At 74.5% G+C, this 13,634-nt stretch carries 11 protein-coding genes; 6 read left to right on the top strand and 5 right to left on the bottom strand.

Features of this window, described 5'->3' with window-relative positions:
- The first annotated feature begins 44 nt into the window (after nucleotides 1–44).
- Nucleotides 45–353 (top strand): WhiB family transcriptional regulator, encoded by a 309-nt coding sequence (locus AB0H83_RS20025; RefSeq protein ID WP_033363547.1) that lies wholly within the window; start codon nucleotides 45–47, stop codon nucleotides 351–353.
- A gap of 8 nt (nucleotides 354–361) precedes the next feature.
- On the opposite strand, the gene AB0H83_RS20030 is transcribed toward AB0H83_RS20025, so the two are convergent.
- From AB0H83_RS20030 to AB0H83_RS20040, 3 genes are all read right to left on the bottom strand, one after another.
- Entirely contained in the window at nucleotides 362–1,480 is a 1,119-nt protein-coding gene (locus tag AB0H83_RS20030; protein ID WP_360095691.1) for an ArsA-related P-loop ATPase, read from the bottom strand.
- 28 nt (nucleotides 1,481–1,508) lie between these two features.
- Nucleotides 1,509–2,459, bottom strand: coding sequence for an ArsA-related P-loop ATPase (locus tag AB0H83_RS20035; RefSeq protein ID WP_360095943.1), 951 nt, complete (start codon nucleotides 2,457–2,459; stop codon nucleotides 1,509–1,511).
- Nucleotides 2,460–2,527: 68 nt separating this feature from the next.
- A complete protein-coding gene (locus AB0H83_RS20040; protein ID WP_360095694.1) occupies nucleotides 2,528–3,538 on the bottom strand; it encodes a hypothetical protein in 1,011 nt (336 codons plus the stop codon).
- Nucleotides 3,539–3,684: 146 nt separating this feature from the next.
- On the opposite strand from AB0H83_RS20040, the gene AB0H83_RS20045 reads away from it, so the two are divergent.
- The 5 genes from AB0H83_RS20045 (at nucleotide 3,685) to AB0H83_RS20065 (ending at nucleotide 10,428) form a co-directional block, all read left to right on the top strand.
- Complete coding sequence (locus AB0H83_RS20045; RefSeq protein ID WP_169788980.1) at nucleotides 3,685–3,843, top strand: hypothetical protein; 159 nt, start codon at nucleotides 3,685–3,687, stop codon at nucleotides 3,841–3,843.
- 1 nt (nucleotide 3,844) lies between these two features.
- On the top strand, nucleotides 3,845–4,306 hold the full coding sequence (locus AB0H83_RS20050) for a RidA family protein (RefSeq protein WP_360095697.1): 462 nt from the start codon (nucleotides 3,845–3,847) through the stop codon (nucleotides 4,304–4,306).
- 107 nt (nucleotides 4,307–4,413) lie between these two features.
- Nucleotides 4,414–5,199, top strand: coding sequence for an MBL fold metallo-hydrolase (locus tag AB0H83_RS20055; RefSeq protein ID WP_360095700.1), 786 nt, complete (start codon nucleotides 4,414–4,416; stop codon nucleotides 5,197–5,199).
- A complete protein-coding gene (locus AB0H83_RS20060) occupies nucleotides 5,196–8,756 on the top strand; it encodes an adenylate/guanylate cyclase domain-containing protein (RefSeq protein ID WP_360095703.1) in 3,561 nt (1,186 codons plus the stop codon). The genes AB0H83_RS20055 and AB0H83_RS20060 overlap by 4 nt, the downstream gene beginning before the upstream one ends.
- A gap of 79 nt (nucleotides 8,757–8,835) precedes the next feature.
- Complete coding sequence (locus AB0H83_RS20065; RefSeq protein WP_360095706.1) at nucleotides 8,836–10,428, top strand: serine/threonine-protein kinase; 1,593 nt, start codon at nucleotides 8,836–8,838, stop codon at nucleotides 10,426–10,428.
- Here AB0H83_RS20065 and AB0H83_RS20070 read toward each other — a convergent pair.
- Both AB0H83_RS20070 and AB0H83_RS20075 read right to left on the bottom strand, forming a co-directional pair.
- Nucleotides 10,422–11,582: an acyl-CoA dehydrogenase gene (locus AB0H83_RS20070; RefSeq protein WP_360095709.1), complete on the bottom strand. Its 1,161-nt coding sequence runs from the start codon at nucleotides 11,580–11,582 to the stop codon at nucleotides 10,422–10,424. The genes AB0H83_RS20065 and AB0H83_RS20070 overlap by 7 nt on opposite strands.
- A 23-nt stretch (nucleotides 11,583–11,605) precedes the next feature.
- Complete coding sequence (locus AB0H83_RS20075; RefSeq protein ID WP_360095712.1) at nucleotides 11,606–13,627, bottom strand: biotin carboxylase N-terminal domain-containing protein; 2,022 nt, start codon at nucleotides 13,625–13,627, stop codon at nucleotides 11,606–11,608.
- Nucleotides 13,628–13,634 lie beyond the last annotated feature (7 nt).

Below are 13,634 nucleotides of genomic sequence, written 5' to 3' on the forward strand. Positions count from 1 at the left end.
ACGGCGGATGGACCCGGGGGGAGTCCAAGGGGGGAAGAGGAAATATGAGCATGGTCGTCGACTGGCCCAGCATCGCCGCGTGTCGCAATGGCGACCCGGACGCACTGTTCGTCCAGGGTGCCGAGCAAAACGTGGCGAAGCGGATCTGCCGGAGCTGCCCTGTGCGGTACGAATGCCTGGCAGACGCCCTCGACAACCGGATCGAGTTCGGAGTCTGGGGCGGCATGACTGAGCGCGAGCGCCGTGCGTTGCTGCGCCGTCACCCGCAGGTGCCCAGCTGGCGCAAGATGTTCGAAGCCGCCATGGACCGTAATGAGAAGGATGCTCCCAAGGAGCTCGTGCCGACCGGCTGAGGCACCGGTCAGAACGACACTCCGATCGCACGCAGCCCGTCGAGGTCATGGACGTCGGCGGGCTGCGCCGGGACCTTGACGACCGGCACACCGGGATGGGCGCGCAGGAACCGGCCGGAGACCGCCGCCTGCCGGTCCCGCTGGTCCGCCAGCTCGGCGTGGACCCGCAGCACCTCGGCCGTCGCCTGATGACCGCCCAGCGCGTCGAGCCGCGCCGCGGCCGCACGGGCCTCGTCAGCGGCCAGCTCGGCGGGCACCGGCACCACCCGGTTGAGCACCAGCCCGGCCAGCGGCATCCGGTCGGCGGCGAGCCGGCCGGCGAAGTACATCGCCTCGCGCACCGCGTCCGGCTCCGGGGCCGCCACCACCAGGAACGCCGTCTCCGGCGCCTGCAGCACCCGGTAGGTCTGCTCGGCCCGCTCGCGGAAGCCGCCGAACATCGAGTCCAGGGCACCGACGAACCCTGACAGGTCGGTCAGCAGCTGCGCGCCGAGGATCTTCGTGACGGTACGGCTGAACAGCCCGAACGAGGCGGACACGAGGTTGAACACGCTGCGCCCACCGGCGCGGGCCGGGGCCAGCAGCAGCCGCAGCATCTTGCCGTCGAGGAAGCGCGACAGCCGGGCCGGCGCGTCCAGGAAGTCCAGCGCGGAACGCGACGGCGGGGTGTCGACCACGATCAGGTCCCACTCGTCGCGGGCCCGCAGCTGGCCGAGCTTCTCCATCGCCATGTACTCCTGCGTGCCGGAGAACGTGGAGCTCATGGCCTGGTAGAAGGGGTTGGCGAAAATCTCCTCGGCCCGCTTCGGGTCGGTGTGCTCGAGCACGACCTCGTCGAAGGTCCGCTTCATGTCCAGCATCATGGCCTGGAGCTCGGCGGAGTCCGGTTGCAGGCCCTTGACCAGCCGTGGCGTGTTGTCCAGCTCGGTCAGGCCCAGCGCCTGGGCCAGCCGGCGGGCCGGGTCGATGGTGAGCACCACCGTGCGCCGGCCGTGCCGCTCGGCGGCGCGCACCGCCAGCGCCGCCGCGGTCGTGGTCTTGCCCACACCGCCAGAGCCGCAGCAGACGACGATGCGGATCGCCGGGTCGGCGAGGATCGCGTCGACGTCGAGCTTCCCAGTCCCCACCTAGCGAGCGTATCCGCTGGGCGCTCGGTCAAGCCGAGGTGAGCAACAGATCACCGAGCGACTCCAGCGCCTGCGTGGTGACGCCGCCCGGCAGCACCGGCAGCTCCACCAGCGGCCGGCCGAGACCCTGCAGGTCGGCCCGCAAGGACGCCTCGGCGGCGACCCTGGTCTGATACGCCTTCGCCTCGCCGGCCAGCCCCGCGAGGGTCTCCTTGTCGGCGCTGAGCCCGGCCGCGGTCAGGCCGCGGCGCAGGTCGGCCTGGGTGACCTTGGCGCCGGCCAGCATCGGCGGGCGGGTCGCGTTGACGATCACCGTGCCGATCGGGATGCCCAGCCTGGTGAGCTCGTCGATCGCGTCGGCGGTCTCCTGGACCGGCATCTCCTCCAGCAGGGTGACCACGTGCACCGCGGTCATCGGCGAGCGCAGGATCGCCGCCACGCCCTCGCTCTGCGTCTTGATCGGGCCGACCTTCGCCAGGCGTGCGGTCTCCGCCGTGACGTTGAGGAAGCGGCCGATGCGGCCGGTCGGCGGCGCGTCGAGCACGACCGCGTCGTAGACCCGGCGGCCGTCGGTGGTGCGCGTCACGGCCTCCTTGACCTTGCCGGTCAGCAGGACGTCGCGCAGTCCGGGCGCGACCGTCGTGGCGAAGTCCACCGCACCGACCTTGCGCAGCGCCCGGCCCGCCACGCCGAGCCGGTAGAACATCTCCAGGTACTCCAGGAGCGCCTCTTCGGCGTCCACGGCCAGCGCTCGGACCTCGCCGCCGCCGCTCGCCGTGGCGATCCGCAGCTCCTGGTAGGGCAGCGGGTCGCGGTCGAAGAGCTGCGCGATGCCCTGCCGCGCCTCGACCTCGACGAGCAGGGTGCGCCGGCCGTCCCGGGCGAGCGCCAGGGCCAGGGCGCCGGCGACCGTGGTCTTGCCGGTGCCGCCCTTGCCGGTGACCACATGCAGGCGGGCGGGCCAGCCGAGGTTTCCCACCCGGCCGCCCCGCCCGTCCTGAGCCTCGCGCGTTGTCACCCCTCGACGCTACAGGGCGCCGTGCGGGACTACGCGGCAGTGATCTCGCACACCCACCAGCCGTTGTCCTTCGTCGCGAGGATCTTGTATTTGGTCTCCGCGACCTTCTCGTCACTGGTGGCGACCTTGATCGGCACGAGCAGCGTCGCGGAGGAGGAGTCCTGCTTCTCCACCGTCGGCGCCGGCCACGTGTACGTCGGGCTGCTCAGACCGGAGTCGTACTTGCGGATCTCGTCGACCCGCGCCGCCAGCTTGTTCTTGTTGTTCTTGTCGCGCGCGCTCGCGCACACGTACTTGAGCGCCTCGGTGGTGTTCTTGTCCTTGTAGACGGCCTTGAGGAAGCCGTTGACCGCCTCGATCGCGGTCGGCTGGCCCTTGCCCTGGTTGCCCTGGGAGACGAAGTACGCGGCCGCGCCGCCACCACCGCACAGCACGAGGACGACCGCCAGGACGATCAGCGTGATCATCAGGCCGCGCTTCTTCGGCGGCGCCGGCTGCTGGTAGCCGGGCTGGTAGGCGCCGGCATACGGGTCGGCCGGGAACCCGCTGGTCGGCTGGCCGGGGTAGCCGCTGGTGGGCTGGCCCGGGAACCCGCTGGTCGGCTGGGCGGGGAAACCGCTGGTGGGCTGGCCCGGGAACCCGCTGGTCGGCTGGGCGGGGAAGCCGGTGGTCGGCTGCTGCGGCGGCCCGGCCGGGAACTGCCCGGTCGGCTGCGGGCCGGTCGGGAACGCGCCCGTCGGCGGGTACTGCTGCGGGAAGCCCTGCTGCGGGTACTGCGGGGGCTGCTGCCCGTACTGGGTCGGATCCGGCTGCTGCTGCGGATACCCGGCCTGGGGGAACGGCGGCTGGACCGGCACCGCGTACGGCTGGCCGGACGTCGGCGGGGCCGAGGTGGGCGGTGCGAACGGGTCCTGCACCGCCGGCGCGGGTGGCCAGCCCTGCCCCGGCGGGGCCTGCGGAGGCTGGCCCGGCGCGGCGTAAGGGTCACCCGGCTGGCCCTGATACTCGGGCTGCCCTGGGTACTGGGGCGGTTGTGTCATGTCTCCACCTCGTGTGCGACGGCCGGGTCCGCCGGCGGTCCGGCTCCCGGGACCCGTGCGGCGCGGCCCTTAGGGTAGCCGCCACGTGCATGCGTTGGGGGACCCGATTCCATCGGGGCGCACCGGCCGACCGATAGTCTCGCCTCATGCAGAAATGGGAGTACCTGACCGCACCCCTGCTGGTCCACAACACGAAGCTGATCCTGGACAACTTCGGCGAGGACGGCTGGGAGCTGGTGGCGATCGTGCCCGGCCTCAACCCGGAGAATCTCGTCGCCTACTTCAAGCGGCCGAAGGCCGGCTGACATGGGCAGCGAGGTGTTCGCCCGGCTCGAGGAGCTCGGGCTGACGATCCCGGCGGTCGTGCCGCCGGTCGCCGCGTATGTGCCGGCCATACAGACCGGCAACCACGTCTACGTCTCCGGCCAGCTGCCGATGGTCGACGGCAAGCTGCCCGCCGAGGGCCTGGTCGGCCAGGACGTGACCGCGGAGCAGGCCAAGGACCTCGCCCGGCTGGCCGGGCTCAACGCCCTCGCCGCGGTGCACGCCCTGGTCGGCCTCGACAAGGTCGTCAAGGTGGTCAAGATCGTCGGGTTCGTCGCGTCGGCGCCGGGCTTCACCGGCCAGCCGGGCGTCGTCAACGGCGCCAGCGAGCTGTTCGGCGAGGTCTTCGGCGAGGCGGGACGGCACGCCCGCAGCGCCGTCGGCGTCTCCGCCCTGCCGCTGAACACACCGGTCGAGGTCGAGGCGATCTTCGAGGTCGCCTGACGCGACCGGACGCGGCCCCCGGCCGGCGGGCGCCGCGGGTTGCGCCGCGGGTCTCTCAGCCGGTCGGGTGACGTGTCGAGTGAACTGGCCCGCCGTACGATCATTTCGTGGTAAGCCACGTCACCGCCCCGACCGCCGAGGTCCTCACGACGTTGCCCGACTGGGTGACGCTCGTGCGCGCGCCCAACCCCGGGCCCATGACGCTCGAGGGCACCAACACCTGGCTCCTGCGGGCGCCGGGTGGCGGCTGTGTCGTCGTCGACCCGGGCCCGCTGGACGAAAGCCACCTGCGGGCGGTCGCCCGGCACGCCCCGGTTGCGGCCATTATCCTGACCCACAGTCACGTGGACCACACGGAAGGTGTACCACGGCTCGCCGAGCTCACGGGCGCGCCGGTGCACCAGCCACCCGTACACGCGACGCTCGACGTGGACGGGGTGCTGGTCGAGCCCGTCGTCACGCCCGGTCACACCGCCGACTCCGTCTGCTTCGCCGCCCGTCACGGCGACCAGCGGGTGCTCCTGACCGGTGACACCATCCTCGGCCGCGGCACCACGATCGTGGCCTGGCCCGACGGCGACCTCGGCGACTACCTGGACAGCCTGGGCCGCCTCGCCGGCTTCGACGGGGTGCCCGCCCTGCCCGGCCACGGCCCGGCGCTCACCGACGCCGCGGTCGCCGCCCGCTTCTACCGCCAGCACCGCCAGGCGCGGCTCGAGCAGGTCCGCGAGGCGCTCGCCGCGGGCGCGCACGAGCCGGCCGAGGTGGTCGCCCGGGTCTACGCCGACGTCGACCGCAGCCTGTGGAAGGCGGCCGAGTCGTCGGTCCGCGCGCAACTTGCCTACCTGAGGCGGGAATCACAACCACCCCACTTAGGGTTGGACGCAACGTGACGTGTTCGGTGTGTGGGACCGTGGCCGTTCCCGGTGCGCGGTTCTGCCACCATTGCGGCTCCGCGCTGCCGGCCGCCGCCACCCTCCCGGCCGCCGAGCGGCGGATCGTGACGGTGCTCTTCGGCGACCTGTCCGACTTCACCGCCTGGTCCGAGGACCTCGACCCGGAGCGGGTCGGCGCGGTCACCGACCGGGTGCTCGCCGCGCTCGCCGGCGCGGTCAAGACCTTCGGCGGCCACGTCGACAAGCTCACCGGCGACGGCATCATGGCCGTCTTCGGCGCCCCGGTCGCGCACGAGGACGACGCCGAGCGGGCCGTCCGCGCGGCGCTGTCGATGCAGCGCGCGGTGCGCCGGGTGCTCGACGACGAGCGCGGCGGCGGCGCCCCCCTCGGGCTGCGCATCGGGCTCAACACCGGCACCGTCGTCGCCGGCGTCCAGGCCGGCATCGAGTACACGGTCATCGGCGACACCGTGAACACCGCGGCCCGCCTCGCCGACGCCGCCGCCATCGGCGCCGTCTACGCCGGCGACCGCACCGCGGCCACCACCCGGCGGCTCGCCTCGTGGCGCGCGCTGCGGCCGCTGCGCCTCAAGGGCAAGCGCGAGCCGGTCGAGGCGTTCGAGCTGCTCGGCCTGCTCGACGCCCCCGGCACCCGCTCCGGCCTCGGCGACGAGGCGCCGTTCGTCGGCCGCGAGGCGGAGCTGGCCCGGGTCTCCGGGCGGCTCGCCGAGATCGCCGACCGCCAGGAGACCCGCGTGCTGGTCTTCACCGGCGAGGCCGGGCTGGGCAAGTCGCGGCTCGCCGGCGAGATCGAGCGCTTCGCCGCCGGCTACCTCGGTGGGGCCGGCTACACGCCCAGCGCAGGGTTCGCCCCCGGCGGCGGCGCCCGGGTGCTGTCGGTGCACTGCGCCGCGTTCGGCGAGCGCCGCCGGCTCGCGCCCCTGGCCGACCTGGTCCGCGCCGCGATCGGCCTGCCGCCGGACGCCGCCAACCGCACCCGCGAGGCGGTCGAGGAGCGCCTGCGCCGCCTCGCCCAGCGGCTGGCCCGCGCCGCCCGCGGCCGCCCCGAGCCGCCGCGCTTCGCCACCGACCTGCTGCTGAGCCTCATCGGCTACTCCGGCTCGGCGCCCGAGGCGTCCTGGGTCGCGCCCGGCGCCAAGCCCGACGAGCTCGACCTGCACGCCGTGCCCAACGCGGTCGCCGAGCTGCTGTCCGGCATGGCGGCCGAGACGCCCCTCGTCGTCATCGTCGACGACCTGCACGACGCGACCCCCGAGACCGTCGACGCGCTCGGCGCCGTCATCGAGCGGATCACCGGACCGGTCCTCATCGTGCTGCTCGGCCGGCCCGAGCTGGTCCGCTCCGCCGGTGTGCTCACCCGCGTCCCCGACGCCGAGCTGGTGCCGATCCCGCCGCTGCGCGGCGCCGACGCGGCCCGGCTGCTCACCGCGTACCTGGGCGGCGGGCGGCTCGCCGCGCCCGACGAGGACCGGCTCCTCGCCACCGCCCAGGGCAACCCGTTCTACCTCGCCGAGCTCGTCACGCTGCTGCAGGAGCGCGGCGCGCTGAGCACCGTGCCCGGCAGCGACTCCACCGGCTGGCGGCTCACGCCCGGGTCCCTCGGCGGGCGCTTGCTGTCGCGCGACCTCGCCGCCGTCCTCGCCGCCCGCATCGACGCGCTGCCGCCGGACACCCGCGCCGTGCTGCGCGACGCGGCCGTCATCGGCGACACCGTGCCCGGCCGGGCCCTGGAGGCGCTGCGGTTCAACCCGCCCGGCCAGCCCGCCAGGCCCGCCGTCGTCGCCGCCGTGGAGCTGGAGCGGTCCGTGGAGGAGCTGCTGCAGCGGCGCATGCTGCGGCGCGCCCGCGGCGGGTTCGCGTTCGCCACGCCGCTGCTGCGCGAGGCCGCGTACGCGGGCATCGGCAAGGCCGACCTCGCCGAGCGGCACGCGGCACTGTCACGCTGGGCCGCCGCCGCGATGGCCGCCCATCAGGGCGCCGGCAACACCGCGGGCACGGTGACCGGCCTCAACATGACCGCCGGCGCCGCCGACGCGTTCATCGCCGAGCACGCCGAGCGCGCCTCACGCCTCGCCGACGTCGTCGGGCTGCGCCCGGACTCCCTCGCCCGCTCCGCCGCGCCGCTGGGCGTCCAGGCGCTCGGCCGGGTCGCCCGCGAGGCACTCGCCACCGGCGAGCCCGCCCAGGCCGCGCAGGCCGCCGAGCGGGCCGCCGCGCTCGGCGGCGGCGTCGTGCCGCCCGCCGACCGGCTCGTGCACGCGCGGGCACTGCTGCAGCTCGGCCGGGTCTCGGAGGCCCTCGCGAGCGCCGAGAAGATCACCGCCAACACCGCCGACGACCCGGCCGTGCACGTCGGCGCGCTCCTCGTCGCCGGCCGCGCCTACCGCGCCGCGGGCGACCAGCGCCGCAGCTACCAGACCTTGAGCGAGGCCCTGGCGGCCGCCACGGAGGCCCGCCTCACGTACGAGCGCGGCGACGCCATGCGCCGCCTCGGCATGGCTGACTTCCTCGAAGGGCGCCTCACCGAGGCCGGCGGGCGCTTCGCCGAGTCGTTCCAGATCGCGGTCAGCGCCGGCGACCGGCGGGCACAGGCCTGGTCGCTGCAGCATCTGGCCTGGGTCACCACCACCCGCGGCGACTTCGCCGGCGCGGACGCCGCCCTCGGCCGCGCCGCCCGCCGCTTCGCCGAGCTCGGCGACCCCGTCGGCCGGGCCTGGCTGCGCGGCACCACCGCCTTCGTCCGGCTCCTCGCCGGGCGGCTCGGCGAGGCCAGGCGGCTGGCGAAGGCGTTCCTGCCGTTCGGTGAGCAGGTCGGCGACGCGTGGGCGGTCGGCACCCTGCGGGCGGTCGAGGCGTTCGCGGCCGCGGAGAGCGGCGACCTGGCCGACGCCGACCGGGAGGCGCGCCGGGCGTACCGGGACTTCGCCGCCGCCGGGGACGACTGGGGCCGCGGGCTCGCGCTCGTCGTCCGCGGCGTGATCGCCCGCGAGCTGGCCGAGCCGGCGCACGCCCACGACCTGCTCACCGACGCCACCGAGTACGGCGAGAAGACCGGCCACCCGCTGCTCATCGGCATGTCGCGGACCATGCGCGGCTTCGTGCTGCTCGACCGCGGCGACCCGGCCGCCGCCGAGGACGACGCCCGCGCGGTGCTGCAGGTCGTGGAGACCCACGACGTGCTCGAGGCGGCGAAGGTCGCGCCGAAGGTGCTGTTCGGCCTGGCCCGCCAGGCGCAGGGCGACCTGGAGACGGCCCTGGAGGTGCTCGGCTGCGTGGCCGCCGACCGCCCCGGGCCGTCGGTGATGTTCTCCCGCCGGCACGCGGTGGCCGCCTACGCGGGCGCGCTGCTCGCCGCCGGCCGGCAGGTCGAGGCCCTCGACTGGGCCCGGCAGGCGCAGACCCTGGCCGGGGAGGACGTCCGCAGCCGCATCTACGCCGCTCGGGTCCTCGCCGACGCACTGGAGGCCAACGGCCAGTGCGACGAGGCGGCGGTCGTGACGGCGGCGCTGACGACGGCGTCGGCCACTCCCTGAGCGGCTCCCGGGTGGGTCAGCATCCGTTGTGGCCGATGCGTGACGGCGAATATCCAGCGGCTGTCGTACCGTTCTAGCCGTGACCGCAGCCGCACCCCTGCCGACGGTGCCCGGGATGACCGGGTTGTCCGTCTTCGCGCGCGGCGGCTACGCGACGGTCTACCGGGCCACCCAGGAATCGGTCGGCCGGGAGGTCGCGGTCAAGGTGGAGAACCGGACCCTGGAGACCGAGCGCGACCGCCGGCGGTTCCTGCGCGAGGCCCGGGCCGCCGGGCGGATGTCCAGCCACCCGCACGTGGTCGACCTCTTCGACGCCGGCGTGACTGACCAGGGCCACCCGTACCTGATCATGGAGCTGTGCGACGGCTCCTACGCCGAGCGCATGCGCGACTCGCCGCTCGCTGCCGCCGAGGCCCGCGACGTCGGGTTCAAGATCGCCGACGCCCTCGCCGACGCGCACGCGCTGGGCGTGCTGCATCGCGACGTCAAGCCGGCCAACATCCTGTTCAGCCGGTTCGGCGAGCCGGCGCTGGCCGACTTCGGCCTGGCCATCCTCGCCGAGTGGCGCGACGAGTCGATGACGCTCGACACGCTCACCCCGGCCTACGCGCCGCCCGAGACGTTCCGGCAGTCACCGCCGGCCGCCGCCGCCGACGTGTACGCGCTGTGCGCCACGCTCTACGCGCTCATGCGCGGCCGCCCGCCGCGCTGGCGCGACGACCAGGCGCCGAGCCTGCTGTCGCTGGTCGACATGTTCAACGAGCACATCCCCGACCTGCCCGGCTGCCCCGAGAGCCTCATGGCGGTCCTGCGCGCCGGCATGGCCAACGACGAATCCGACCGGCCGAGCGCGATCGAGCTGCGCGACCTGCTCATCGGCCTGCGGCTGGAGCCGGTGCCGCCGGTGACCGTGCCGCCGCTGGGCTCACCGCCGATCGAGCCGGTCTACACCTCCAAGGCCCCGCCGACCCCGCCCCCGACGCCGGGCCGCCTGCTCGACTCGCCGTTCCTCGGCGGCGACGACCCGGAAAAGACCGTCCAGCACGCCGCCGACGAGATGTCCTCGCCGGCCGTCGGGCCGCCACCGGCTGGGCCGCCCGGGGACGGTGTCGTGCCGGACACGCCGCAGCCCCCGCCCGGCGCCAGGAAGTTCATGCTGGTCGCCGGCGCGGTGATCCTGCTCGTGCTGGCCCTGGTGGGGGCCGGCATCGCCTACAACCTCAACGCGGGCGCCGGACCCGACCCGGCAAAGAGCCCGTCGGCGAACGCGTCCGCGAGCGCCGGGCCCTCGCCGACCCGTGGCACCGGCGGGATCCCGGCGACGGTCGCCTGCCCGCCGACGGTGTCGAAGGCGGCCCGCTGCTCGCAGACGGTCGAGTGCTTCGACGCCGACCACCGGCCCGCGGGCTGCGCCGGGGCGCACACCTGGGAGGTCTTCGCCTACGGCGACCTGCCGGCCGGCAGCCAGGTCAAAACCGCCAGGGACAGCGCGACGGTCGCCGAGGTGTGCAGCCTGAAGACCCTGCTGCTGGTGTACCTGCCGGCGGTCGGCTGGCGGGTCGACGTGCTGCTGCCGGACCCGGCCGAGCAGCAGGCCGGGCCGACGACGTTCCGCTGCCTGGCCGGCAACCCGCCGAGCACGTTCACCGGCCAGCAGCTGCGCCGTCAGTAGGACTTCTCCTGGCCCATCAGGTGCTGGGCGACGAAGTTGAGGATCATCTCGCGCGACACCGGCGCGATACGGCCGGCCCGGGTGGCGCCGAGCAGGGTGGCGACGCCGTACTCGGTGGTCATGCCGTTGCCGCCGTGCGCCTGGATCGCGGTGTCCACGGCCAGCGCCGATGCCTCCGCCGACGCGTACTTCGCCATGTTGGCGTTGACGCCCGCCTCCAGGTCCCGGCCGGCGTCGTAGAGCGCGGCCGCCTTCGCCACCATCAGCCGGGCCAGCTCGACCTGGATGTGCGCGTGCGCCAGCGGGTGCGCCACGCCCTGGTGGCTGCCGATCGGCCGGCCCCACACCGAGCGGCTGGCCGTGTACGTCGAGGCCCGATCCAGCGCGTACCGGGCGGTGCCGCACGCCATCGCGGCCACCGTGATCCGCTCCGGGTTCAGGCCGGAGAACAGCGCCGGCAGGCCCGCCTCGGCGTCCTCGCCGATCAGGGTGTCGGCCGGGACCCGGACCTCGTCGAAGAAGAGCAGGAACTGGTTCTCCGGCGACACGATCTCCATCTCCAGCTTGGACAGGGTCAGCCCGGGCGCGTCGGTGGGGACCATGAACAGCGCCGGCTTCAGCTTGCCGGTGCGCTCGTCGGCCATCCGGGCCACCACGACGACCTGGGAGCACTCGTCGACCCCGGAGATGTACACCTTCCGGCCGGTGATCACGTACTCGTCGCCGTCGCGCTTCGCCACGGTGGACAGCTTGTGGAAGTTGGACCCGGCGTCGGGCTCGGTGATCGCGAAGCACACCTTGCGCGTGCCGTCGGCGAAGCCCGGCAGCCAGCGCTCGCGCTGCGCCCGCGTGCCGTGCCGGTTGACGATCGTGGCCGCGATCGCGGGCGACACGACGAGCAGCAGCAGCGGCGCGCCGGCCGCGGCCAGCTCCTCGCAGACGATCGCCAGCTCGGTGATGCCGCCACCGCCGCCGCCGAACTCCTCGGGCACGCTGACGCCGAGGTAGCCGAGCTTGGCCGCCTCGTTCCACAGCTCGTCGGAGTGCTCGCCGGCCTTGGCCTTGCGCACGAAGTATTCGTGCCCGTAGCGCTTGCCGAGCTTCGCCACCGCGTCGCGGAGGTCCTGTTGTTCCTGGGTGTAGTCGAAGTCCATGAGGGGTGGGCTCCAATCAGGGCTTATGCCGGGGTCAGCACCGCCAGCAGGGCTCCCGACTCGACCTGCGAGCCGGCCGCGACCCGCAGGTCGCTGATGACCCCGTCGGTGGGGGCGTGGACGGGGTGTTCGAGCTTCATCGCCTCCACGGTCAGCAGCAGCTCACCGGCGGCGACCCGCTGGCCGGGCACGACGAGGACCCGCCCGACCGCGCCCGGCAGCGGCGCGATCAGCGAACCCTCGGGCTGCTCGGCGACCGGCAGCGGGTAGCGGGGCAGCTCCGTCAGCGTCACCGAGCCCTCGGAGCTGTCCACGTAGGACACCGCGCCGACCTCGTGCACGGCGAACTGCAGCCGGACGCCGGCGACGTCGAGCACGACCTGCTCGCCGGTCGCCGAGAGGATCTGCGCCGGTGGGTGGTCGGGCGCGCCGGCCGGGTCGAGCCCGACGCCGGGCAGCCCCACGTCGTCGGGGTCGACCCGGCGCACCGCCCAGGCGGCCAGGTCGTTGGCGCGGTCCAGCCGGTACCCGACCTCGATCGTGCCCGTGGGGCCCTCGTACACCACCGTCTGCAGCGCACTGGGGACGTTGCGCCAGCCGGAGGGCAGGCCCGGCAGCGCCGCCGTCTTGGCCCGGCGGGCGGCGCCGGACAGCGCGGCGGCCAGGCACGACAGGCGCACCGCGTCCACAGAGGACAGCAGCGGTGCGAACACCTCCGGGTGCCGGTCCAGGAACCCGGTGTCGGTCCCGCCGGACAGGAACGCCGAATGCCGCAGCACCCGCACCAGCAGGTCCCGGTTGGTGGTGACGCCGTGGATCCGGGCCCTGGCCAGGGCGTTGGACAGCATGCGGGCCGCCTCGGCGCGGGTCGGCGCCCAGGCGACCAGCTTCGCCAGCATCGGGTCGTAGTGCACGCCGACGACCGAGCCGTCCACGACCCCGGCGTCCAGGCGCAGCCCCGGCGCGGGCAGCGGGCCGAACGCGTGCGCGACGCCCGGCACGTCGAAACGGTGCAGCGTGCCCGTGGAGGGCATCCAGGCGTAGGCGGGGTCCTCGGCGTACAGGCGGACCTCGATCGCGTGCCCGCGCAACGGCGGCGGGCCGTTGAACGGCAGCGGGCCGCCCTCGGCGACGACCAGCTGCAGCCGCACCAGGTCGACGCCGACCACGCACTCGGTCACCGGGTGCTCGACCTGCAGCCGGGTGTTCATCTCCAGGAAGAAGAACTCGCCCGCCGGCGTGAGGAGGAACTCGACCGTGCCGGCGCCCACATAGGACACCGCGCGGGCCGCCGCCACCGCCGCCTGGCAGAGCCGGTCCCGCAGCTGCGGGTCGACCGCCGGCGACGGCGTCTCCTCGACGATCTTCTGGTGCCGGCGCTGGATCGAGCACTCCCGCTCGCCGAGCGTCACCACGTTGCCGTGCGAGTCGGCCATGATCTGGACCTCGATGTGGCGGGCCCGCTCGACGTACCGCTCGCAGAAGACCGTGCCGTCGCCGAACGCCGACGCCGCCTCGCGCCGCGCGGCCGCGACCGCCTCGGCGAGCGCTTCGCGGTCCCGGACGATGCGCATGCCGCGGCCGCCGCCGCCGGCGGACGCCTTCACCAGCACCGGGAAGGTGTCGACCTGCTCGGGCTCCAGCGCGGTCGGCAGCATCGGCACGCCCACGTCGGCGAGCAGCGCCTTCGCCTCGATCTTCGAGCCCATCAGCGCGATGGCCTTCGGCGACGGCCCGACCCAGGTGAGCCCGGCGTCGATGACGGCGCGGGCGAAGTCGGCGTTCTCCGACAGGAACCCGTAGCCGGGGTGCACCGCGTCGGCGCCGCACTTGCGGGCCGCCGCGATGATCAGGTCGCCGCGCAGGTACGTGGCGGCCGGCGCGTTGCCCGGCAGGTGGACGGCGTAGTCGGCCTCGGCGACGTGGGGCGCGTCAGCGTCGGCGTCGGCGTAGACGGCGACCGTCTCGATGCCCATCGCCCGGCAGGTGGCGAACACCCGCCGGGCGATCTCGCCGCGGTTGGCGACAAGCAGCCTGCGAATCACGGCTCGG

The sequence above is a fragment of the Dactylosporangium sp. NPDC050688 genome (assembly GCF_040654515.1).
Lineage (GTDB): Bacteria > Actinomycetota > Actinomycetes > Mycobacteriales > Micromonosporaceae > Dactylosporangium.